Source organism: Brenneria uluponensis, assembly GCF_032395385.1.
GTDB classification, from domain to species: domain Bacteria; phylum Pseudomonadota; class Gammaproteobacteria; order Enterobacterales; family Enterobacteriaceae; genus Prodigiosinella; species Prodigiosinella aquatilis.
Genome location: NZ_CP135917.1, coordinates 1,225,982 through 1,248,421, shown reverse-complemented (window position 1 = coordinate 1,248,421; position 22,440 = coordinate 1,225,982). Strand labels below are relative to the sequence as shown.

General features: G+C 50.8%; 21 protein-coding genes. 13 read left to right on the top strand and 8 right to left on the bottom strand.

Annotation, left to right across the window (positions count from 1 at the left end; all coding sequences use genetic code 11):
- Positions 1-121: 121 nt before the first annotated feature.
- Both mtnN and btuF read left to right on the top strand, forming a co-directional pair.
- The gene (gene mtnN / locus RS889_RS05755) at positions 122-823 is read left to right on the top strand and encodes a 5'-methylthioadenosine/S-adenosylhomocysteine nucleosidase (RefSeq protein ID WP_021016979.1); all 702 of its coding nucleotides are present in this window, start codon (positions 122-124) and stop codon (positions 821-823) included.
- Positions 824-945: 122 nt separating this feature from the next.
- Positions 946-1,752 carry a vitamin B12 ABC transporter substrate-binding protein BtuF gene (gene btuF, locus RS889_RS05750; protein WP_315710929.1) on the top strand — a complete coding sequence of 269 codons (807 nt, stop codon included), beginning with the start codon at positions 946-948 and terminating at the stop codon, positions 1,750-1,752.
- Positions 1,753-1,820: 68 nt separating this feature from the next.
- Here btuF and ltrA read toward each other — a convergent pair whose 3' ends face one another.
- From ltrA to clcA, 3 genes are all read right to left on the bottom strand, one after another.
- Entirely contained in the window at positions 1,821-3,131 is a 1,311-nt protein-coding gene (gene ltrA, locus RS889_RS05745; RefSeq protein ID WP_315709035.1) for a group II intron reverse transcriptase/maturase, read from the bottom strand.
- 591 nt (positions 3,132-3,722) lie between these two features.
- On the bottom strand, positions 3,723-4,073 hold the full coding sequence (erpA, locus tag RS889_RS05740) for an iron-sulfur cluster insertion protein ErpA (RefSeq protein WP_021016981.1): 351 nt from the start codon (positions 4,071-4,073) through the stop codon (positions 3,723-3,725).
- Positions 4,074-4,152: 79 nt separating this feature from the next.
- Positions 4,153-5,565: a H(+)/Cl(-) exchange transporter ClcA gene (gene clcA / locus RS889_RS05735; protein WP_021016982.1), complete on the bottom strand. Its 1,413-nt coding sequence runs from the start codon at positions 5,563-5,565 to the stop codon at positions 4,153-4,155.
- Between the two features lie 199 nt (positions 5,566-5,764).
- On the opposite strand from clcA, the gene hemL reads away from it, so the two are divergent.
- A complete protein-coding gene (gene hemL / locus RS889_RS05730) occupies positions 5,765-7,045 on the top strand; it encodes a glutamate-1-semialdehyde 2,1-aminomutase (protein ID WP_290180177.1) in 1,281 nt (426 codons plus the stop codon).
- Positions 7,046-7,164: 119 nt separating this feature from the next.
- Here the strand turns inward: hemL and mrcB are convergent, their stop codons facing one another.
- Together mrcB and hrpB are read right to left on the bottom strand one after the other, a co-directional pair.
- Positions 7,165-9,669 carry a bifunctional glycosyl transferase/transpeptidase gene (mrcB, locus tag RS889_RS05725; RefSeq protein ID WP_315709749.1) on the bottom strand — a complete coding sequence of 835 codons (2,505 nt, stop codon included), beginning with the start codon at positions 9,667-9,669 and terminating at the stop codon, positions 7,165-7,167.
- 103 nt (positions 9,670-9,772) lie between these two features.
- Positions 9,773-12,217, bottom strand: coding sequence for an ATP-dependent helicase HrpB (gene hrpB, locus RS889_RS05720; protein WP_315709748.1), 2,445 nt, complete (start codon positions 12,215-12,217; stop codon positions 9,773-9,775).
- A gap of 73 nt (positions 12,218-12,290) precedes the next feature.
- Between hrpB and thpR the strand changes: the two genes are divergently transcribed.
- The 9 genes from thpR (at position 12,291) to panD (ending at position 19,299) form a co-directional block, all read left to right on the top strand.
- Positions 12,291-12,821 (top strand): RNA 2',3'-cyclic phosphodiesterase, encoded by a 531-nt coding sequence (thpR, locus tag RS889_RS05715; protein WP_021016986.1) that lies wholly within the window; start codon positions 12,291-12,293, stop codon positions 12,819-12,821.
- Between the two features lie 13 nt (positions 12,822-12,834).
- Entirely contained in the window at positions 12,835-13,557 is a 723-nt protein-coding gene (gene sfsA, locus RS889_RS05710) for a DNA/RNA nuclease SfsA (RefSeq protein ID WP_315709746.1), read from the top strand.
- Between the two features lie 171 nt (positions 13,558-13,728).
- On the top strand, positions 13,729-14,184 hold the full coding sequence (gene dksA / locus RS889_RS05705) for an RNA polymerase-binding protein DksA (RefSeq protein WP_021016988.1): 456 nt from the start codon (positions 13,729-13,731) through the stop codon (positions 14,182-14,184).
- A gap of 66 nt (positions 14,185-14,250) precedes the next feature.
- Complete coding sequence (gluQRS, locus tag RS889_RS05700; RefSeq protein WP_315709745.1) at positions 14,251-15,159, top strand: tRNA glutamyl-Q(34) synthetase GluQRS; 909 nt, start codon at positions 14,251-14,253, stop codon at positions 15,157-15,159.
- Positions 15,160-15,225: 66 nt separating this feature from the next.
- On the top strand, positions 15,226-16,626 hold the full coding sequence (gene pcnB / locus RS889_RS05695; protein WP_315710928.1) for a polynucleotide adenylyltransferase PcnB: 1,401 nt from the start codon (positions 15,226-15,228) through the stop codon (positions 16,624-16,626).
- Entirely contained in the window at positions 16,626-17,123 is a 498-nt protein-coding gene (folK, locus tag RS889_RS05690; RefSeq protein WP_021016991.1) for a 2-amino-4-hydroxy-6-hydroxymethyldihydropteridine diphosphokinase, read from the top strand. The genes pcnB and folK overlap by 1 nt, the downstream gene beginning before the upstream one ends.
- A 105-nt stretch (positions 17,124-17,228) precedes the next feature.
- Positions 17,229-18,023, top strand: coding sequence for a 3-methyl-2-oxobutanoate hydroxymethyltransferase (gene panB, locus RS889_RS05685; RefSeq protein ID WP_315709744.1), 795 nt, complete (start codon positions 17,229-17,231; stop codon positions 18,021-18,023).
- A gap of 15 nt (positions 18,024-18,038) precedes the next feature.
- Positions 18,039-18,893, top strand: coding sequence for a pantoate--beta-alanine ligase (gene panC, locus RS889_RS05680; protein WP_315709743.1), 855 nt, complete (start codon positions 18,039-18,041; stop codon positions 18,891-18,893).
- Positions 18,894-18,918: 25 nt separating this feature from the next.
- Positions 18,919-19,299, top strand: coding sequence for an aspartate 1-decarboxylase (panD, locus tag RS889_RS05675; RefSeq protein ID WP_315709741.1), 381 nt, complete (start codon positions 18,919-18,921; stop codon positions 19,297-19,299).
- Between the two features lie 48 nt (positions 19,300-19,347).
- Here the strand turns inward: panD and RS889_RS05670 are convergent, their stop codons facing one another.
- Positions 19,348-20,118: an ABC transporter permease gene (locus RS889_RS05670; protein ID WP_021016995.1), complete on the bottom strand. Its 771-nt coding sequence runs from the start codon at positions 20,116-20,118 to the stop codon at positions 19,348-19,350.
- Positions 20,115-21,038 carry an ABC transporter ATP-binding protein gene (locus RS889_RS05665; RefSeq protein WP_021016996.1) on the bottom strand — a complete coding sequence of 308 codons (924 nt, stop codon included), beginning with the start codon at positions 21,036-21,038 and terminating at the stop codon, positions 20,115-20,117. Before RS889_RS05665 ends, RS889_RS05670 begins: the two co-directional genes overlap by 4 nt.
- A 113-nt stretch (positions 21,039-21,151) precedes the next feature.
- Here RS889_RS05665 and can point away from each other — a divergent pair, with 113 nt between their 5' ends.
- The gene (gene can, locus RS889_RS05660) at positions 21,152-21,793 is read left to right on the top strand and encodes a carbonate dehydratase (RefSeq protein ID WP_021016997.1); all 642 of its coding nucleotides are present in this window, start codon (positions 21,152-21,154) and stop codon (positions 21,791-21,793) included.
- 91 nt (positions 21,794-21,884) lie between these two features.
- Here the strand turns inward: can and hpt are convergent, their stop codons facing one another.
- Positions 21,885-22,412, bottom strand: coding sequence for a hypoxanthine phosphoribosyltransferase (gene hpt, locus RS889_RS05655; protein ID WP_037382262.1), 528 nt, complete (start codon positions 22,410-22,412; stop codon positions 21,885-21,887).
- Positions 22,413-22,440 lie beyond the last annotated feature (28 nt).

Here is a 22,440-nt window from a genome sequence, read left to right as displayed (position 1 = left end):
AGGGTGATAACACGTCAGACCGGACGATACAACCGCATCACGTGCGCTCTATTCGCTTCAGCCATGATAAACTAAGCACTATGACACTCCTGTTATTTCTACCAAATCTGTGGGGAATCCTATGAAAGTGGGCATTATTGGCGCAATGGAACAAGAAGTTACCCTGTTAAGGGACCAAATCCAGAATCGTCAGACTTTCCAACGCGCTGGCTGTGAAATTTATAGCGGTCAATTACACGGTACCGAGGTTGCCTTACTGAAATCGGGTATCGGTAAAGTCTCAGCCGCATTAGGCACCACTCTGTTGCTGGAACACTGCCAGCCTGATGTTGTAATTAACACCGGTTCTGCTGGTGGGCTGGCTGCCGCGCTCAACGTAGGCGACATTGTAATCTCTGACGAGGTGCGCTATCACGATGCCGATGTGACAGCTTTCGGTTATGAAGCTGGCCAGATGGCAGGCTGTCCGGCGGCGTTTGTGGCCGATACATCGCTTATCGCAGTGGCACAGGACGCAATTGCCACACTGCGGCTGAATGCCGTACGGGGTCTGGTGGTTAGCGGCGATGCTTTCATTAATGGTGCCGAACCGCTGGCGCGCATCCGTCATCTCTTTCCACAGGCCATTGCCGTTGAAATGGAAGCAACCGCCATCGGTCATGTTTGTCACCAGTTTGACGTACCTTTTGTCGTCGTCCGAGCCATTTCAGACGTAGCAGATCAGGAATCTCATCTCAGCTTCGATGAATTCCTGTCCATAGCCGCCAAACAGTCTACTCGCATGGTGGAAACCATGTTGCAGATGCTGGCACAACGCCAGTAACCCCAAGCCGGCTATGCCCTGAGCCAAGCCACGGCGAACTCAGGACATAGCGGCTGCCAACCAGTAATGGAAATGCAATAGTGCGATTTACTCGTTTGAATTTTCCCTTCCTGAAAACCACGATGCTATTGATCAGTGTCTTCTGGTTCTCTCTGGCGCAAGCTGCTGCCTTGCGAGTGATTACGCTGGCTCCGCATGCAACGGAAATGGCCTACGCTGCCGGGATGGGGGAACAATTGGTGGGCGTCAGCGCTTGGTCAGATTACCCACCAGAAGCAAGAAAGCACGAGCAGGTTGCCAGTTGGCAGGGAATCAACATCGAACGTATCCTGTCCCTGAAACCTGATGTGATACTGGCATGGCGTGAAGGAAATCCACAACGACCATTAGACCAATTGGCTTCCTTTGGCATCAGGATTGTCTATCTCGACCCCGCTACGCTGGAAGATATTCCCCGTCAGTTGGAACAACTTGCATCGTACAGCCAACATCCTGACATCGCACGGCAATCGGCACGGGCTTTCCGCCAGCAACTAGCGGATATACAGCGGCGCTATGCGCATCGCACACCTATTCGGGTATTCCTGCAGTTTGGCCGTCAACCACTGTTTACCGCATCGAAGAAAACGCTACAGAGCCAGGTTATCTCATTATGTGGAGCACACAACGTATTTGCCGATAGCGCTATTCCCTGGCCGCAGGTGAGCCGAGAACAGGTGATAATGCGTCAACCACAGGCGATTGTGATCAGTGCACCACCGTCTGCCGTAGCCAGTACCGTTACATTCTGGCGACCTCAACTCAATATCCCCGTCATTGCCGTCAATGAAGATTGGTTTAATCGCAGTGGCCCACGCTTGCTACTCGCGGCCCGTCAATTGTGCGAACAGCTATCCGAGCTAACATCACCATCCGCCAGAATCGAGTAGGAGGCGGGATTGCTCCCGCCGTCCTCTCACACCACCGTACGTACGGTTCCGTATACGGCGGTTCATTGTTAACGCTGGAACTGCCGCTGAAGTTCCAGCAGTGATAATAATCCCGCTTCTGAGAACCACTTCTTCGGGAACGCATGGTTCATGTGGCTCGCACCCGAGTTCCACCACGGACCCCGTTGATTGCTCGCTGATATCCACGCTTTCTCCTCTGTTAACCCTCTTCTCATTAGCATTCTTGCTCGGGCATACGACCTTTTACTGTTTCTCCATATCAGGCAGCGAAGTTTCCGTCGTATCCAGCCATCCAGCTCTTCCAGGCATCCTTTTACTTCCGTTAGTCCAAAGTAGTTCATCCAGCCCCGCAACACTGGGTTAAGCTCTCTGAGCACTGTCTTTACCGATTGAGAACTGTTCCCCGTCGTAAGCCTGCGGATTTTATCCTTCAACCGCGAGAGACTGCTCTTCGAGATCTTCAACTTCGTTATTTTGTGCTGGGTGACACTGTACCCCAGGAACTTCCTTTTCCACGGCCTGTCCACCGCGCTTTTATGAGCGTTTACCTTTAACCTGAGTTTATTTTCCAGATAGTGGCTTATCTCTTTCATCGCGTGTTCGCCTGCCTGACGACTGCATACATAGATATTACCGTCGTCCGCATACCGGCAAAACTTGTGGCCTCGCCGCTCCAGTTCACGATCAAGGTCCGTCAGTAAAATGTTCGATAACAACGGCGAGAGCGGGCTACCTTGCGGCATGCCTTCCCGTCGCCTCGTTATTTCACTCCCCGCGGCCCTGTCCGCTTCCAGATACCGCCTGATCAGCTTGAGCAACCGTGTGTCTTTGATTTTCCAGCTCAACCGCGCCATCAGGATGTCATGGTTAACCCTGTCAAAGAACTTTTCCAGATCCAGATCGACCACCCACCGTCGACCACCTTGCATATAGGATTGGGCTTGTTCCACTGCCTGTCCCGCATTCCGGCCCGGTCGGAAGCCGTAGCTGGAGTCTGAGAACTCGGGCTCATAATAAGGCGTGAGATGTTGTTGGATAGCTTGCTGGATCAGTCTGTCCACTACCGTCGGAATACCCAGTATCCGTACCCCTCCATCTGGCTTGGGGATTTCTACCTGGCGTATCGCCTGCGGGACATGGTTCCCTTGCAATAAAGCCTCTCTGACGCTTGCCCAATGTTGCTTCAGCCAGCCTTTGAGTTCACCAACGCTCAGGTTATCTACCCCTGCCGCGCCTTTGTTCTCCACGACTCGCTGGTAGGCCAGCATCAAGTTGCTTCGGGTTATCACCGCTTCCATACTCAGCGGCACTTCCGTTTTCGTTTGCTCACCTTTCGCCGTGTACGTTTCAGCACCCACAACATACCTGCACGAGCTCCGCTCGCCTCCTTCTGTCCGGGCTGCGGTTGCCCGCACTTGTGCATCATCAACGTCCATCGAGATAAGGCGTCCTAATCACGGTTATCAATGTTCAGCCCTTCATGGTGCCGGTTTTGCATCACTACTACGGCCTCGGCTGACTTCTGTTGTTCCCTCCCAACACCTCACGATATCGGTAGCACGATGGCAGAACAACAGATCTCCCGGGGTAATTCGCGCGACCTTCCTGCTTATGCCTGTCAGATTTACGTCACAGCGTTCCGTGCAAGTATTGGGCTTTGACGATATTGGCCGTCTTACCCCGCTGTGCCGCCTAATCTGCTTCCTGTTCGTCAGGCCAGCATTTTGCCTTCAGCTTCCTTCAGATCCCACCTCACGATGAGCACCCTTGCCGTTCGGCTAACACTTCCCCTTGCCGGGTATGTAGAGGACTTTCACCTCCAAGTCACCGGTTTGACCACCATAGCCAAACCAGTTGCGCTCACGCGCAACGCGCCGTGCCCGGCGCACCAATAAAAAACCCGTGCACCTGTCGAGGTAACACGGGTTTTACTGCGGCATACAACGCGATTAAATGCTGAAAGACGATCCACAACCACAGGTCGTTTTGGCATTAGGGTTCGTCACCACAAAACGGGAACCTTCCAACCCTTCGGTATAATCTACCGACCCACCGATAAGATATTGCAAGCTCATTGGATCAATAACCAGCGCAACGCCCTGTTTCTCAATAGTCATATCACCTTCGTTTACCTTATCATCGAAAGTGAAACCGTACTGGAAACCACTACAACCACCACCGGTAATGTAAACCCGAAGTTTTAAATCTGGATTTTCTTCATCAGCAACCAGAAGCTTCACCTTCCTGGCCGCTGCATCAGTAAATTGCAGTGGTAGTGCTACCGCTACATCATCACTCATTTTTCTTACTCCCAACCAAATATCAGGTGGCTTATACCAAACCCAATTGGATTCATTATCTAATAGCCCCCCGAAACGTTCAAGATTTGATCTCGCTCATGGCAGAAGCATCTTCTTTCATGCTGGCTTCTGTCTGAACCTGACGTTGAATAGTATGGGCAAGAATAGAAGAATAGAGCGGTTTACCGCCAAGAAACTGGGCAATCAACGTGGCCCCCAGGCAGGTAATAATCATTGGCAGAATGAGCTGATAGTTATCCGTCATTTCCAGTACCAGTACAATGCCAGTTAATGGCGCGCGCACTGACGCGGCAAACAATGCCCCCATTCCTGCAATGGCAAACGTCCCAGCCCCCAAACCATAAGCGGGAAACAGCAAACCGCAAGTCATGCCAAACGCGGCACCCAATAATGTTCCTAGTGATAACATCGGGGCAAAAATCCCGCCCGGCGCACCGGAACAGAAGCAAAGCAACGTCATCACGACCCGAACCAGAAATATCACCAGCAGCATACCCACACCATAATGTTCCGCTGCCGCAATCGGGATCAATTCAAAACCGCCACCGGTCACCTCACTAAAGAATAGCGAGAATATCCCGCATAGACCGCCAACCAGTAAACCAACGACCATGAATCGTTTGAGGCTGCGACCGTGAAACCGGATAAAACGGTCCTGCGACCATAACACCAGGGCATTAAATAGAACACCGACGGCACCAAAAATAATGCCAAGCAACAAATAAAGCCATAGGGTATTAACGGGGGCGGAGGAAAGGCGACCGATATTAATGACAGCTACCTCACCATTGAACATGCGAAAAACAACACTGGACATGATGACGCCAATAAATACCGCTTTGATGGAGATAAGATTATAGCGAAACTGCGGGCGCATCTCTTCGATGATAAACAGAATCCCGGCCAATGGCGCATTAAAGGCTGCCGCCAGACCTGCCGCAGCCCCTGTCGCCAGTAAAGAATGCCTTACATCAGCCCGTCGAAGTGGTAACAACTCAGCAAACATCCCACCGATATTCCCCCCCAATTGAACTGTCGGCCCTTCGCGACCAAGAACCATACCCGCGCCCAGCGAGCACAGACCGCCAAAAAATTTCACGGGCAACACTCGCCACCAACGTACCGGGCGCAGTTCTTCCAGCGCGCCTTCAATTTCCGGAATACCCGAGCCCCCGGCTTCCGGCGCAAAGGTGCGCACCAGGTAGTACCCCAACATCGCCAATAACGCCGAAAACAAAAAAGCTACTGGCCACACCAACCATGAATCTGTCAGTTGTGTTAATACGGACATTCGGTGATGTTGTACCCAGTTAACCGCCATATCAAACACAACGCCGACGATTCCTACCAATGTACCTACAAACGCAGCCAGAACCAGAATGATAACCGGCGTTTTATCACGTCGCAGAATCTGACGGATCGCAGCATTACGGGCAGCTGCAGATAATAAAGGTGAAGTGACTTTAGACACGCAATAAACTCGGCTTGATACACAACGATAGACAAGTCGACCATTCTAATTGCTAATGACGCCTTCTGCCCAGCGCCGATTTTCAACACTTCCACTTTCATAGATGTACGTCAAGGTTGGACAAAAATTTCACTATGGCAATGTGTTGATTAGAATGACACTATTCTCGATGGACAAAAAATCAAGTCAGGAACCTGCAATGAATAAATCTGAAAGTCTGTATGCCGCAGCCCAGGAGCTAATTCCAGGTGGCGTAAACTCCCCGGTGCGCGCATTTAACGGTGTCGGCGGTGTGCCGCTGTTTATCGAGCGGGCGGATGGCGCCTATCTGTATGATGCGGATGGAAAAGCCTATATCGATTATGTCGGTTCCTGGGGACCCATGATTCTGGGTCATAATCATCCGGCGATCCGTCAGGCGGTGATCAGTGCTGCCGAACGAGGATTGAGTTTCGGAGCGCCTACGGAAATGGAAGTCAATATGGCCCGGCTGGTCACCTCGCTGGTCACCAGTATGGATATGGTACGCATGGTGAACTCCGGTACTGAAGCCACTATGAGCGCTATTCGCCTGGCTAGAGGTTTTACCGGGCGCGATAAGATCATCAAATTCGAAGGTTGCTATCATGGCCATGCAGATTGCCTGTTAGTGAAAGCCGGTTCTGGCGCTTTGACGCTAGGTCAGCCCAATTCACCCGGAGTCCCCGCCGATTTTGCTCGCCACACCCTCACTTGTACCTATAATGATTTGGCCTCTGTTCGTGCGGCATTCGAACAATATCCGACTGAGATTGCCACCATCATCGTCGAACCAGTGGCCGGGAACATGAATTGTGTGCCTCCGTTGCCAGAATTCCTGCCTGGATTGCGTGCGTTGTGTGATGAATTTGGCGCCTTGTTGATTATTGATGAAGTGATGACGGGCTTTCGCGTTGCACTGGCAGGGGCACAAGCCCACTATGGCGTTCGTCCTGATCTGACCTGCCTGGGGAAAATCATCGGTGGCGGGATGCCAGTGGGCGCGTTTGGCGGCCGCCGAGACGTTATGCAAGCGCTGGCGCCGACCGGTCCGGTATATCAGGCCGGTACACTGTCGGGGAATCCTATCGCAATGGCGGCTGGTTTTGCCTGCCTGACTGAAGTTGCCAAACCAGGTGTGCATCAAAAACTCACCGCACTGACCAACCAGTTGGCCGAAGGATTACTTGTCGCCGCCAGAGAAGAAGGTATTCCGCTGGTGGTAAATCACGTCGGAGGGATGTTTGGATTATTCTTCACCAACGCAGAGCAGGTCACATGTTATCAGGACGTGGTGAAATGTGATGTTGAACGCTTTAAGCGTTTCTTCCATTTAATGCTGGATGAAGGCATTTATCTGGCACCTTCAGCCTATGAGGCTGGCTTTATGTCACTGGCCCACAGCCAACAGGATATTGAACACACCCTTCAGGCAGCACAGCGCTGCTTTGCCACATTGTAAGACGATTACAGGGCGCCCACGCGCCCTGTTTGTCTGTGTTCAATGAGACTGATGACGTAACAGCCAGTGAGCCTGGCTGCTACTGACTGCGATAATTACCTACCACTGCACCTGAAGCTTTACTTCCCAAACATCTGTTTTATCCAGCCAGGAACACTGTCACTGCCTTGGTCTGGTTGCGCACTGACGGGTGCTGGGTGTGTTGTTTGGCTGGACTGACATAACGCCTGCGGATTGCTCGTCCACACCGGTATTACCTGCCCGGCACTGCTGCCGTTACAAATGAAGTTACCGCTGCTGTCCACTGTCATGCTGCTAATACCTTCAGGCGGAGTCAGCATCAGCGGCAACGGCGTCTCATTTTCCAGATAACGGCGATAGATAGTCAACGCACCGTTAGCCCCCGTCAACTTGGCCGGACCGTTGTTATCACGTCCAACCCAGGTAATTGCCACCTCTTTACCATCGATGCCGGCAAACCAGCTGTCACGCAAATCATTAGTTGTCCCTGTTTTGGCTGCCAGATGGTATTTACTGAACTTCGCCATCAACGAGCGAGCCGTGCCGCGTTCCACAACCTGTTGCATACCATACAACGTCAGATATGCAGCTTGTGCCGGTACCACTCTTTCCGCCTGTGGAAAGCTCTGATAAAGCACGGTACCATCTTCTGCGATCACTGAACGCAACGATGACAATGGCGCACGATTACCACCGCTGGCAATCGTCTGATATTCCTGAGCAACTTCCATTGGTGTCAGGCTGATAGAGCCCAGTAACATCGCCGGAACAGGCTGAATCACACTTTTTGGAATCCCCAGAAGCTGTAAGGTAGCGCTTATCTTATCCAGACCAACCGCCATACCAAGATTTACCGTCGGTATATTGAGCGAGCGTGCCAGAGCATCAACCAACATCACCTGACCACCGTAATCCCGATCGTAATTTCTTGGTTCCCATACCGTGCCATTCGAAAGCTTAATGGATAGCGGTTCATCATCCAGAATAGTATTGAGTCGGTATTTATCCGGCATGCTTAATGCCGTCAGATAGGTCGGCGGTTTCGCCAACGACCCCACCGGACGCCTAGCCTGCAAGGCACGGTTAAACCCGGCATACTGGGTGTCAGCGCCCCCAACCATCGCCCGAATCTCACCGCTGAAGCGGTCGACAATCACCATTGCCGTTTCTAGATCTTTCACATTACGGGCCGCTCTCAGCGCCGGAATGCCCGTTTCCACCGCTTTCTCTGCCGCATCCTGAGCGACGGGATCAAGCGTAGTAAAAATTTTCACGCCAGAAAGATCATTAGCGCGATCCCCGAGTCGCTGCTGTAGCTCCTGGCGGACCAACTGCATAAAAGCCGGTTGCGGGCTGATGACGCCGCCTTTCGGCTGGACACCCAGCGGACGAGCACTCAGCAGATTGTAGAGCTCCTCATCAATAATCTTCTGATCCTGCAACAGACGTAGTACCAGATTACGACGTTCAAGCGTCAATTTTGGGTTGCGCCAGGGGTTATACAATGACGCCCCTTTCACCATGCCCACCAGCATGGCCTGCTGGTCAAGGCTTAGTTCATCCACCGGACGGCCAAAGTAATACAGGCTCGCCAGCGGGAACCCTCGAATCTGATCGTTACCGCTTTGTCCCAGATAAACTTCGTTAAGATACAACTCCAGAATACGATCTTTGCTGTAGCGGTGATCCATAATCAACGCCATATAGGCTTCATTTGCCTTACGCCACAGCGAACGCTTGTTGGTCAGAAACAGGTTTTTCACCAACTGCTGGGTCAGGGTGCTTCCCCCCTGCACTGTATGGCCGGCGATTAGGTTGGCCACCAACGCACGTCCGATGGAATACAAGCTGATACCATCATGCTCATAAAAATGCCGGTCTTCGGTGGCAATCAGCGTATCCACCAATAGATCAGGGAAACCAGCTCGCGGCACAAATAGGCGTTGCTCCCCATTTGGCGACTGCAACATGGTGATCAACTTCGGATCGAGACGGAAGAACCCGAAATTACGCTGATTATCCATATTCTGGATTTGCGACAACTGATCATTGCTGAATATCAGCTTGGCGTGGATCTGTCCTTCTTTGCCATCGGGGAAATCAAAAGGACGACGCAACATCTCGATGCTGTTTGCCTGAACAGTAAACTCACCAGGACGAGTAATCCGGTTGACATCTCGATACTGCATACCCTCCAGCAGATTGACCATCTCTTTTTTGCTGTAGGCCATACCGGGTTCAAGGTTGACCATGCGACCATAAACAGCGGCAGGCAACTGCCAAACTTTGCCATCAATACGACTGCGGATTTCGCTATCCAGATAAATACCGTAGACGGCTATCACTACAGCAAAGATCAGAGACAGTTTGATCATAAGCCCCAGCCAACGCCGCTTCTTACGAGGTTTGCGTGTCATGTTTTTCCCGTTATCATCACCATCACCATCGTCGTCATTATCGTAATCATCATCGTACTCGTCGTAATCATCATCATAGTCGTCATAGTCGTCATCCCTGTGACGTCGTACCGTCTGCTTACGTGTAGGTTTTCGTCGTGACGTATTTCCTTTGCGTCCGATAGGTTCGCGATCATCCCGAGACATTACAGTAACTTCTCCATCCGATTACTAACAGCCACGGGTGTTATAACCTGGCCGTCTACTCTGTATCCCCACCACCACACAAGAAAGGGGGAAACATCTGAAATTAATGATTTTGATATTTTTTGGTCCGTCTGGTCGGTACGGCATTGGCCGGATCATCGGGCCAGACATGTTTGGGATAGCGCCCTTTCATCTCTTTTTGCACTTCCCGATACGCCCCCTGCCAAAATGCAGCCAGATCACGAGTAATCTGCAATGGTCGCTGCGCCGGAGACAACAGCTCCAACACCAGTGACACCCGCCCGTCCGCCAATTGCGGACTTTGCTGTTCACCAAACATTTCCTGTAACCGAACAGCCAGAGTGGGAAGTTTGTCCTCGTAATAACAAATAGGCAGTCGGCTCCCACCCGGCACAGTGTAATAGCTAGGCAATGCGTTATCCAGCCGTTGCCGCTGCGACCAGTTAAGCAACCGCAGCAAAGCGTCGCTCAGATCAATTTGACGAAGCGCTCGCAGATCGCGCACACCAGACAGTGAAGGTAACAACCACTGCTCCAGCGTCAGCAACAACGTTTCGTCATCCACTGCTGGCCACGCCACTTCCGGTAACCACTGCCGGGCGCACTGGATCCTCGCCCGCAACTGTAATGATGCAGCATCCCAGTTCAGAACTGATAATCCCTGCTCTCGCAGCCAGTTCAGCATAGCCCGCCGGAACTCGTCATCAGAGGGTTTAGCCAGTGGCTGCGTGCGTAACGTCAGGCACCCAACCTGACTGCGTCGACTAGCGCGCAGAGTACCCTTTTCTTCATCCCAGTGCACAACATTGAGTTCGTTTAACAAGCTCGGTAACTGCTGCGTCAGTGCATTTATCGCAAGCGGTAGCGCCAAGAGACCCCGCGCGTCGGCGCTATTATGATTTTGCATGAGTGACGGGATGATCAACCACTCAGTTGCCGAGAGGGCATCATCGGCCGGTATCTGGGCACCGATACCATTAGCCAGCAAATAACGCCCATCCTGACCCCGTCGCCGGGCAATACGATCAGGGAAACCAATCGCCAACAATGCCGCAGCCAACGCCTCATTAATATGACCATGCCCACCATTAACACGTCGGATAAGCTGCCGGGCTCGGTGTTGCCAATGACTGGCAGGCCGGTGCAACCAATCTGACAGATTCAGTGATCCACTGCGTGGCGGCTCTTCGATAATAGCCACCAGCATCGCCGCGGTTGCCAGCGCATCATTATTCTGCCCCGCAGCCGTATACAACATGGTGGCGAGGCGGGGATCACAACCTAGCGACGCAATCTGACGTCCAGTAAAGGTCAGTTTCCCTTGTTGGTCAGTAATGGATAACTGATGCAACAGTTGCCTGGCCGCATTCAGCGCGGGTACCGGCGGCGTATCCAACCAGTCAAGCTGATTCACATCATGGCAACCCCATTGCAACAAATCCAGCCACAGACCGGATAAATCACTGTTAAGAATTTCCGCTTCACTTTGGCTGGTAGCCCGTTCAGCCTGCTCTTTGGAAAACAGGTGCCAGCAGACGCCAGGAGACAAACGCCCCGCCCGACCCGCACGCTGAGTCATGGAGGCCTGGCTGATACGCTGGGTCACCAGGCACGTCAACCCACTTTTCACGTCAAACTGAGCGACTCGTTCCAAACCACTGTCTACCACGACACGGATACCGTCAATCGTCAGACTGGTTTCTGCAATATTGGTAGCCAGCACCACTTTACGCCGCCCCTCCGCCGGGACCCGAATCGCTTTTTGCTGATCGCCGAGGGTTAACGCACCATACAGTGGGCAGAGATCAGTATCCATCGCAACCCTGTCAACCAACATGGCATGAACCCGTCTAATTTCCGCTACACCGGGTAAAAATACCAGTAACGATCCGGTTTCGTCCTGCAACAAACGGTAAATCAGGCGAGACATTCCCTCTTCCAGCCGCTCTTGCGCCGCCAACGGCCGATAATGTCTAACAACCGGATAAGCGCGGCCTTCGGATATCACATTGCCAGATTGCGGCAATAAAAGAGAAAGACGTTGATTATCCAGTGTAGCGGACATAATCAGCAGTCGAAGATCGTCCCGTAACCCCCGCTGAATATCCAGCAACAGGGCAAGCGCCAGATCGGCCTGTAAGCTACGTTCATGAAACTCATCCAGAATCACCAGCGCAACACCCTGAAGTTCGGCATCCTGCTGCAACATCCGGGTCAGAATACCTTCGGTCACCACTTCCAGCCGGGTGAACTTACTGATACAGGTTTCCGAGCGCATGCGATATCCCACCGTTTGTCCCGGTTCTTCCCCCAGGCTTTCGGCCAGACGCCAGGCCACACTTCTGGCTGCCAGACGCCGTGGCTCCAGCATGATGATTCGGCCGGAAAAACCGCCCTGTTGCAATAGTTGCAACGGCAACCAGGTAGATTTCCCTGCACCCGTGGGGGCATGCAACATGACCTGGGGCGAGGTGTGCAGCGCATTGATGACATCCTCCAGCACGGCACTGACAGGCGGTAAACTCACAGGGACTCCGTAATAATTAACTTTAAGCGGCTGACATTGTAGCATCGGAAAGAACCAGAACAGAGAGCTTGACATGAACCCTACTTCCCGTCTGTTTTTTGCCCTATCCATACCGGATGACATCCGTCAGCAGATGATCCGCTGGCGTGCTGAGCATTTTTTGCCAGAGGCCGGACGACCCGTCGCCGCTGCGAGCCTGCACCTGACACTGGCGTTTCTGGGTGAAATCAGTGAACGAAAATGCCAGACGCTACGCGACCTGGCCAGTCGTATCCGCCAGCCAGCATTTACAGTGACAATCAACGATACTGGACAGTGGCCGCGTTCGGGTATCGTCTGGTTGGGCTGTCGTCAGGCACCACGTGGACTGTTGCAGTTAGCCGAGTTATTGCGCTCACAGGCGGCTCACAGCGGTTGCCATCAAAGCAGACAACCGTTTCATCCGCATATTACACTGCTACGAGGTGCCACACGCCCAGTGGCATTGCCAGCAGAGACCTTTTCCTGGACAATCCCGATGACTCACTTTTCTCTTTATGAATCGCTGTATGAGAATGGGCATACCCGCTACCAGTCATTATCAAGCTGGTCACTTACCTCCTGAGAACACACTATAAATGGACTACTCGCCCCGCCTGCAACCAGCAAGACTGATTAAACGTTACAAACGCTTTCTTGCCGATGTGATCACCGCCGATGGTGAGGAATTGACGCTGCATTGCCCCAATACAGGCGCCATGACCGGATGCGCCACACCTGGTGATACCGTTTGGTATTCCACTTCCAATAATCACAAGCGCAAATATCCCCACACCTGGGAATTGACAGAAACACAACAGGGAGACTGGATCTGCATCAATACATTACGTGCCAATACGCTAGTACATGAGGCGTTATTGGCTAATCAGATACCCGAACTTAGTGGTTACAGCACGATGAAAAGAGAAGTTCGTTATGGCTCGGAAAACAGCCGGATCGACCTGTTATTAAAAGCACCCGCAAAAATTAACTGCTATATTGAAGTTAAATCTGTCACGTTATTGCAACAAGGATGTGGTTACTTTCCCGATACGGTAACACTGCGTGGGCAAAAGCATCTGCGCGAACTGCAATACGTAGTGGCCAACGGCCAACGGGCAGTTCTGTTTTTTGCTGTGCTGCACTCAGCAATCACTCAGGTTTCCCCAGCTCGACATATCGACCAGCGATATGCCGAATTATTCGTTCAGGCACAGCGTCAGGGGGTTGAAATTTTGTGTTACGGTGCATATATATCTCCCAATGGCATTATCTGGGGACATCGGCTACCGTTGTTCAATAACGTGACAACCACAAGCTGACGCCCTGTTGTACGTTATGTATCATCTAGCGAGAATACGTCATTCCTCACACTTTATCAGGCCAGTGTCAGGAATCATTGCCAACCTAGCATCCATCTGTTATTTATAGCGGCCTGTTTTTTCCCCTCATGGGGAGCGATAGTGCGTGTCGTGTTATGTAGGAGAAGCAACATGCAAGAAGGGCAAAACCGTAAGACATCCTCTCTGAGCATTCTCGCAATTGCCGGAGTGGAGCCGTACCAGGAGAAGCCGGGCGAAGAATACATGAACGACGCTCAGCTGTCTCATTTCAGGCGTATTCTTGAAGCATGGCGCAACCAACTCAGGGATGAAGTGGATCGAACCGTATCGCACATGCAAGATGAGGCCGCCAACTTTCCCGATCCGGTGGATCGTGCCGCTCAGGAAGAAGAATTCAGCCTTGAACTGCGCAACCGTGATCGTGAACGTAAACTGATCAAAAAAATCGCTAAGACATTGCAGAAAATTGAAGACGAGGACTTTGGTTATTGTGAGTCCTGTGGTGTAGAGATTGGTATTCGCCGTCTTGAGGCCCGTCCTACTGCCGACCTGTGTATTGACTGCAAAACATTGGCAGAAATACGCGAAAAACAGATGGCAGGGTAATTCGCCAAGCGGGAAAGCAAATGCTTTCCCGCTTCATTTCAACACATGTCTCAATGCAACATAAGTATGTCCGAAAGGCAGTATTATATCGGACGTTTTGCTCCATCCCCGTCTGGCGATTTACATTTCGGCTCTTTGGTTGCCGCTCTGGGCAGCTATCTACAAGCGCGTGCAAACCACGGCCAGTGGTTGGTGCGAATTGAAGATATCGATCCCCCACGTGAAGTACCTGGCTCAGCCAACCGTATTCTTAAGCAACTAGAGCATTATGGTCTGCTGTGGGATGGTCCAGTCGTTTACCAATCCCAACGTCATGACCTTTACCTTTCTGCCTTGCATCAACTAAAGCAACAAGGTCTGTGTTATTACTGCATCTGCCCCCGTCAACGTATTCAACAGATTGGCGGTCACTACGATGGCTATTGCCGCACACTTAACCGGGGCGCCGATAATGCCGCGCTGAGGCTACGGCAAACGTCACCTATATTCAGTTTTTACGACCAGTTGCGCGGTGAAATCCATACCGACCCGGCACTGGCCAGTGAAGACTTTATCATTCATCGGCGAGATGGTCTGTTTGCCTATAATCTAGCGGTTGTCGTGGATGATCACCAACAGGGTATCACCGAGATTGTACGTGGTGCAGATTTGATTGAGCCGACAGTACACCAGCTAACGCTCTATCGGCAATTCGGTTATACACCGCCATCGTATGTGCATTTACCACTGGTATTGAATACATTTGGCGATAAATTATCCAAACAGAACCACGCTCCTCCACTCCCGGACGGCGATCCCCGTCAAATTTTGATACAAGCGCTGGCATTTCTATGCCAGCCGTTGCCTGAATGCTGGCGGGATCTCAGTCTAACCATGCTGCTAACATGGGCTATTGCGCACTGGTCGTTATCTTCAGTACCCTCAAAAGCGATCATTCCTGCGCCGAAAATCACATCAGCATTCTCAAAGGGCTGAGGGTGAGCTATGATTAGCCGCTATTTTTATTGTACTGTTAATTCTTCATCACTATCGAGGTGTATTATTTTTACCCGAGTAGCTAATTTTTGCCGTAAAGTACTGAATCGTGAAAACGAAATGGCTGAGTCAGGCACAGAGCCCCAACCGCTGACGGTAATCCCGCGTGACCAGCACACTATTTCACGCCGTGACATTAGTGAAAATGCACTGAAGGTACTTTATCGCTTGAACAAAGCGGGCTATGAGGCTTATCTGGTCGGTGGTGGTGTACGTGACCTGCTTCTGGGTAAAAAACCCAAAGACTTTGATATCACCACCAATGCCACACCAGAACAGGTACGTAAACTATTCCGTAATTGTCGGCTGGTTGGCCGCCGTTTTCGTCTCGCTCATGTGATGTTTGGATCTGAAGTGATTGAAGTCGCTACGTTTCGCGGCCATCATGAACAAAACGGGGAACCGCAGATAAAAAATGCCGCGCAGCGAGACCAGAATGGAATGCTGCTGCGTGACAATATTTTCGGCACCATTGAAGAAGACGCTCAACGGCGTGATTTCTCCATCAATAGCCTCTACTACAGCATTTCTGATTTTACGGTACGCGACTACACCAATGGCCTGAGTGATTTACGTCAGGGGATTATCCGTATGATTGGTGAACCGGAAACCCGTTACCGTGAAGATCCAGTGCGAATGCTACGTGCTGTGCGTTTTGCCGCCAAACTGAACATGAAGCTCAGCCCGGAAACCGCAGAACCGATTCCACGGCTGGCAGCATTACTGCATGACATTCCCTCAGCACGGATGTTTGAAGAGTCACTGAAACTATTGCAAGCTGGCTATGGTTACCCCACTTACGTGATGTTGTGTCAGTACCAACTGTTCCAGCCTCTATTTCCCCTCATCAGCAGCCATTTCACCGAGGAAGGTCAAACTAATCTGGAACGGATGATCGTTCAGGTACTGAAAAATACCGACCAACGCATTCAGAACGATATGCGCGTCAATCCTGCGTTCCTGTTTTCCGCCATGTTGTGGTATCCGTTGATTGAACATGCGCAGAAACTGACACAAGAAAGTGGCTTGGCTTATTTTGAGGCTTTCGCACTGGCAATGAACGATGTGCTGGATGAACAGTGTCGTTCATTGTCAATCCCGAAACGGATCACGTCGTTAATCCGCGATATCTGGCAATTACAGTTACGACTGTCGCGTCGTCAGGGGAAACGGGCTTACAAGTTGATGGAGCACCCCAAATTCCGTGCTGCCTATGATCTGCTCGCTCTTCGTGCTGACATTGAGCATCACCCGGAATTACAACGTCTAACGCAGTGGTGGGGAGAATTTCAGGTAGCACCACCTCCGCGTCAGCAAGTGATGCTCAATTCACTGGATGATGGCCCGACGCCGCACCGTCGTTCGCGCCGCCCACGCAAACGACCCGCTGCTCCTGGAAAATCCTGATGCCACGAGTTTACCTGGCGCTGGGCAGCAATCTGACTCACCCTTTGCAGCAAGTCAGTGCCGCGCTGGCGGCATTGGATGCCGTTCCGCAAACCAGACTGGTATGCTGTTCTTCTTTTTATCGCTCTCGTCCACTGGGGCCACAAGATCAGCCTGATTACCTCAATGCGGTGGCTGAACTGGACACTCATCTTACGGCTGAATGCCTGTTGGATCACACCCAGCGTATCGAACAGGAACAAGGGAGGGTGCGTAAGGCCCAACGCTGGGGACCACGGACACTGGATCTCGACATCCTGCTATTTGGTGATGCAATCATCAATACCGAACGCCTGACCGTGCCGCACTACGATATGAAAAACCGTGAGTTCATGCTCTATCCTCTAGCGGAAATCGCGCCAGAACTTGTTTTCCCGGATGGAAGCTCGCTGGCGGAACAGCTAAAACAAGTTCCCCGCAATGGTTTAATGTTGTGGCCCATCCCCAATACGCCTTGATTACTCTCGTTTTCAAAGTAAAACCGCAACGCTACCGCTCATTGTCAGCTTCCATTAGAATGTTTCTCCTTTAAGTGTTATCTACATTGACTCAGGAAAGTTGTCATGAAAACGACTACCCTATCCCATTTACGCCAGTGGAAGCTGGAACAAAAAAAATTTGCTTCAATTACAGCCTATGACGCTAGTTTTTCCCGGCTTTTCTTTGAACAAGGTGTACAGGTTATGTTGGTTGGCGATTCTCTTGGTATGACCTTGCAGGGGCACGACTCTACACTCCCCGTAACAATAGAGGATATCGTCTACCATACCCGCTGTGTACGCCGTGGAGCACCACACTGCCTGCTATTATCCGATATGCCGTTCATGAGCTGCGCCACCCAGGAACAGGCCTGTCTGCAAGCCGCCGAACTGATGCGCGCTGGTGCCAATATGGTCAAGCTGGAAGGCGGTAGTTGGCTGGTGCCCACAGTGCGTATGCTGACTGAGCGTGCTGTACCGGTTTGTGGACATTTGGGCCTGACGCCTCAGTCAGTAAACGTTTTTGGCGGCTACAAGGTTCAAGGTCGCGAAGAGGTGACAGCAAATCGCCTGCTGGAAGATGCACTGAATCTGGAACAGGCTGGGGCACAACTGCTGGTACTCGAATGCGTGCCAGTATCACTGGCAAAATGCGTTACCGAAGCGTTGTCTATCCCGGTGATTGGTATTGGAGCAGGTAACGTTACCGACGGACAGATTCTGGTGATGCACGATGCACTTGGCATCACGGGTGAACAAACGCCCAAATTTGCCAAAAACTTTCTCGCCCAGAGTGGGGATATCCGCGCCGCCGTACGCCTTTATGTGCAGGAAGTTGAGCAAGGGATCTATCCCGAAGATCAACATACCTTCCATTAACGCAGGAGAATTGGAGTGCTGATTATTGAAACACCTCTCATGCTGCACCGCGAAATTCGTCGCTGGCGGCAAGAAGGTAAACGTATTGCCCTGGTGCCAACCATGGGCAATCTGCATGATGGTCACATGGCACTGGTGGATGAAGCCAAAGCGCGAGCCGACATCGTTGTGACCAGCATTTTTGTCAACCCGCTACAGTTTGAACGGCCTGACGATTTATCCCATTACCCGCGAACCTTGCAAGAGGATTGCGAAAAGCTGACTCAGCGCGGGGTTGACCTGGTTTTTGCCCCCTCTCCAGACATCATCTATCCCAACGGGCTGGAACAGCAAACCTTTGTTGAGGTTCCAACACTTTCCCATATACTTGAAGGTGCCAGCCGGCCAGGGCATTTTCGTGGCGTGGCAACCGTGGTCAGCAAGCTATTTAATCTGGTTCAACCCGATATTGCCTGCTTTGGGGAAAAAGATTATCAACAGTTAGCGCTTATCCGTCGGATGGTGGAAGACATGGGTTACGACATTAACATCGTCGGCGTTCCTATAGTTCGAGCCAAAGACGGGCTGGCATTGAGTTCACGTAATGGTTATCTCAATGCAGAAGATCGCCAGGTTGCCCCCAGAATCCACCAGATCATGCTCTCCATTGTGGAGCAACTATCAAATGGCGACCGGGGGATAGACGACATGCTCACCCAGGCGGGGGCATCACTGCGCGATGCAGGGTTTACACCTGATGAGCTGTTTGTTCGTGATGCTGACACGTTGCAACCGTTAACGAGCGACAGCACCCGAGCGGTGGTACTAATGGCCGCCTGGCTCGGTAAAGCGCGCCTGATTGATAACCAGCAGGTTGATTTAACCGCATGAATTTATATACCAGGATGATAAACCGATGATACGTACCATGCTGCAAGGCAAACTGCACCGGGTGAAAGTCACTCAGGCAGATTTACACTACGAAGGCTCCTGTGCCATTGATCAGGACTTTATGGATGCTGCGGGCATTCTCGAATATGAAGCGATTGATATTTACAATGTGGATAACGGTCAGCGTTTCTCCACCTATGCGATTGCTGCCGAACGCGGATCACACATCATTTCTGTGAACGGGGCAGCCGCCCGTTGCGCCTGCGTTGGCGATAAGCTGATTATTTGCTCCTACGTTCAGATACCCGATGAACAAGCTCATGAACACCATCCGAAAGTAGCCTACTTCGCTGGTAATAATGAGCTACAACGCAAAGCGAAATCCATTCCGGTACAAGTCGCCTGATATGTAAAAAAGGCGGTGCAACACCGCCTTCTCGAGACTATTGATTCTTCAGGTGCGAAGACCACGTCCGCGGTCAATCAACCACCATACCAACAAATAAAAAATCGCAATAAAAGCGACCAATACTGTCATGGTCAGCACCAGTGGCACATCATTAATACCCAAAAAGCCATATCGGAAACCGCTGATCATATAAACAATCGGATTCAGTTTTGAGACAGCCTGCCAAAATGGAGATAATAATGTCAGTGAGTAGAACACCCCACCGAGGTAAGTCAGCGGTGTCAGCACAAACGTTGGAATAAGGCTGATGTCATCAAAGGTTTTAGCGAAGACCGCATTTAACAACCCAGCCAGTGAAAACAGCATAGCGGTTAATAATAAGGTGACCACAATCATCCACCAGGCATGAACCTGAAGTGGTACAAAAAACAGCGAAACTACGGTTACCAGCATCCCGACACAGACACCACGGGCAATGCCACCACCAATGTAACCGATGATAATGATATGCGTTGGTACCGGTGCAACCAGCAACTCTTCAATATTGCGCTGAAATTTAGCGCTAAAAAAAGAAGACGCAACGTTGGCGTAAGCATTGGTAATCACCGACATCATGATTAATCCGGGAACAATAAATTGCATATAGCCAAAGCCACCCATATCACCGATACGGGAACCAATCAAATTACCGAAAATAATGAAATAGAGCGTCATGGTGATAACCGGCGGTACCAGCGTTTGTACCCAAATACGGGCAAAACGAGTCACTTCTTTTATCCAGATACTCTGCAACGCCACCCAATACAAACCATTCATGCTTGATCTCCGTTATCATTTACCAGGGCGACAAACAGTTCTTCTAGCCGATTAGCTTTATTACGCATACTTAGAATCTGGATGCCCTGTGCGCTAAGCTGACTGAAAATACCATTCAGTCCTTGCTCACGCATCACATCCACCTCAAGTGTGGAGGTATCCACCAACTGATGTTTATATCCTTCCAGCCGGGGTAACGCGCTTTTCGCTGCCAGATCAAAGATGAAGGTTTCAGACTTCAGTTGCGCCAGCAATTGCTTCATTGACGTGTTCTCGATCAATTGCCCATTCTGAATAATGCCGATATTACGGCATAGCATTTCGGCTTCTTCCAGATAATGAGTAGTAAGAATGATGGTAGTGCCCTGCCCGTTCAGTTCTTTCAAAAAACCCCACATGGAGCGACGTAGCTCAATATCTACCCCGGCGGTGGGCTCATCCAGAATCAATAGCTTGGGTTCATGCATCAGCGCACGGGCAATCATCAGACGGCGTTTCATCCCACCGGAGAGCATCCGAGCGCGCTCATTACGCTTTCCCCACAGGTCAAGCTGGTTGAGATATTTCTCTGACCGTTCCATAGCCGTCTTGCGCGGGACACCATAGTATCCGGCTTGATTAATGACGATCTGTAATACCGTTTCAAACGGGTTGAAGTTAAATTCCTGCGGCACCAGCCCCAACTGCCGTTTGGCATTCACAATATCCTGATTAAGGTCATAACCAAATACCTTAACTTTGCCGGAGGTTTTATTGACCAACGAACTGATGATACCGATGATAGTAGATTTCCCGGCCCCATTCGGCCCCAGCAAGGCGTAGAAATCCCCAGCTTCTACGCACAAATCAATCCCTCTCAGTGCCTTGACTCCACCTGAATAGGTCTTGGTTAACGCCGACAATTCCAGTGCATATGTCATAAGAAAAAACGTACCTTATTATCAGTGAGTGCTTCAATTTTCGATGTTAAAACAGTATTGGTTGCTCTATATTACCTTGCTCAGTCCTTTGTTGTTACAGGTCATTTACTTTCATGAAAACGATTGAAACGATTATCGCCAACAACCAGCACTGGTCCGAAAAAATAGTGGAAGAGGATCCTGGCTACTTTGAACGATTGGCGTTAACACAACGTCCACGCTTTTTATGGATTGGTTGTTCAGACAGTCGCGTTCCGGCAGAAAGCCTGACCAGGCTTGAACCGGGAGAACTGTTTGTTCACCGCAATGTAGCCAATCTGGTTATTCATACTGACTTGAACTGTCTTTCCGTCGTGCAATATGCCGTAGAAGTACTGGAAGTCGAGCACATCATCATTTGTGGTCACTACGGTTGCGGAGGCGTAGAAGCAGCGGTAGAAAACCCTGAGTTGGGCTTAATCGATAACTGGCTACTGCATATTCGGGATCTATGGTATAAGCATAGCTCACTGTTGGGTGAACTTCCTCCCGAGCAACGCTTCGATAAATTGTGTGAAATCAATGTGATTGAGCAAGTTTATAACCTCGGACACTCCACTATTATGCAGTCCGCCTGGAAACGAAGCCAAAAAGTCATGATTCATGGCTGGGTTTACGGCATTCAGGATGGCAGATTACGCGATTTGGAAGTAACAGCCACTAGCCGGGAAACGCTGGAACAGCGTTATCGTCGCGCAATTTCCTCCTTGGTATAATACAACACACCCATCATTTTGTTGATGGGCGTTATTTACGCCGCCTGATCACTTGTGCCGGATATTCCACCAGGTCATCTGTACCTGACTATTACGGCACAATCTTACCGATGAAAGGCAGATGACGATAATGCTGAGCAAAATCAATACCATACCCAACCACGAACTCATCAGGAATGGAGAAGCCCACCCACTCAACCGGTACATTTACTTCCCTGCGCTCAGGTTTATCCAACAGGGTACAAATCGCCAGTGATTTAGGCTCACGTAATTGCAGAATTTCACGAACCCGGCTGAGAGTATTGCCAGAATCGATAATATCTTCAACGATCAATACATCTTTACCACGAATATCCTCATCCAGATCTTTAAGGATTTTCACATCGCGAGAGGAATTCATACTATTACCGTAACTGGATGCCGTCATGAAATCCACCTCATGAGAGACCTCAATTGACCGGCATAAATCCGCCATAAAAATGAAAGAACCACGCAGTAACCCGACCAAAACCATTGCACTACCGCTATTCCAGTAGTGCTCGCTAATTTGGCGGCCCAGCTCGGCAACCCGTGCTTTGATTTCCTGTTCGGAAATCATGACTTCCACCGTATGTTTCATCATACTAACAACTCATTGAGTCAAAAAT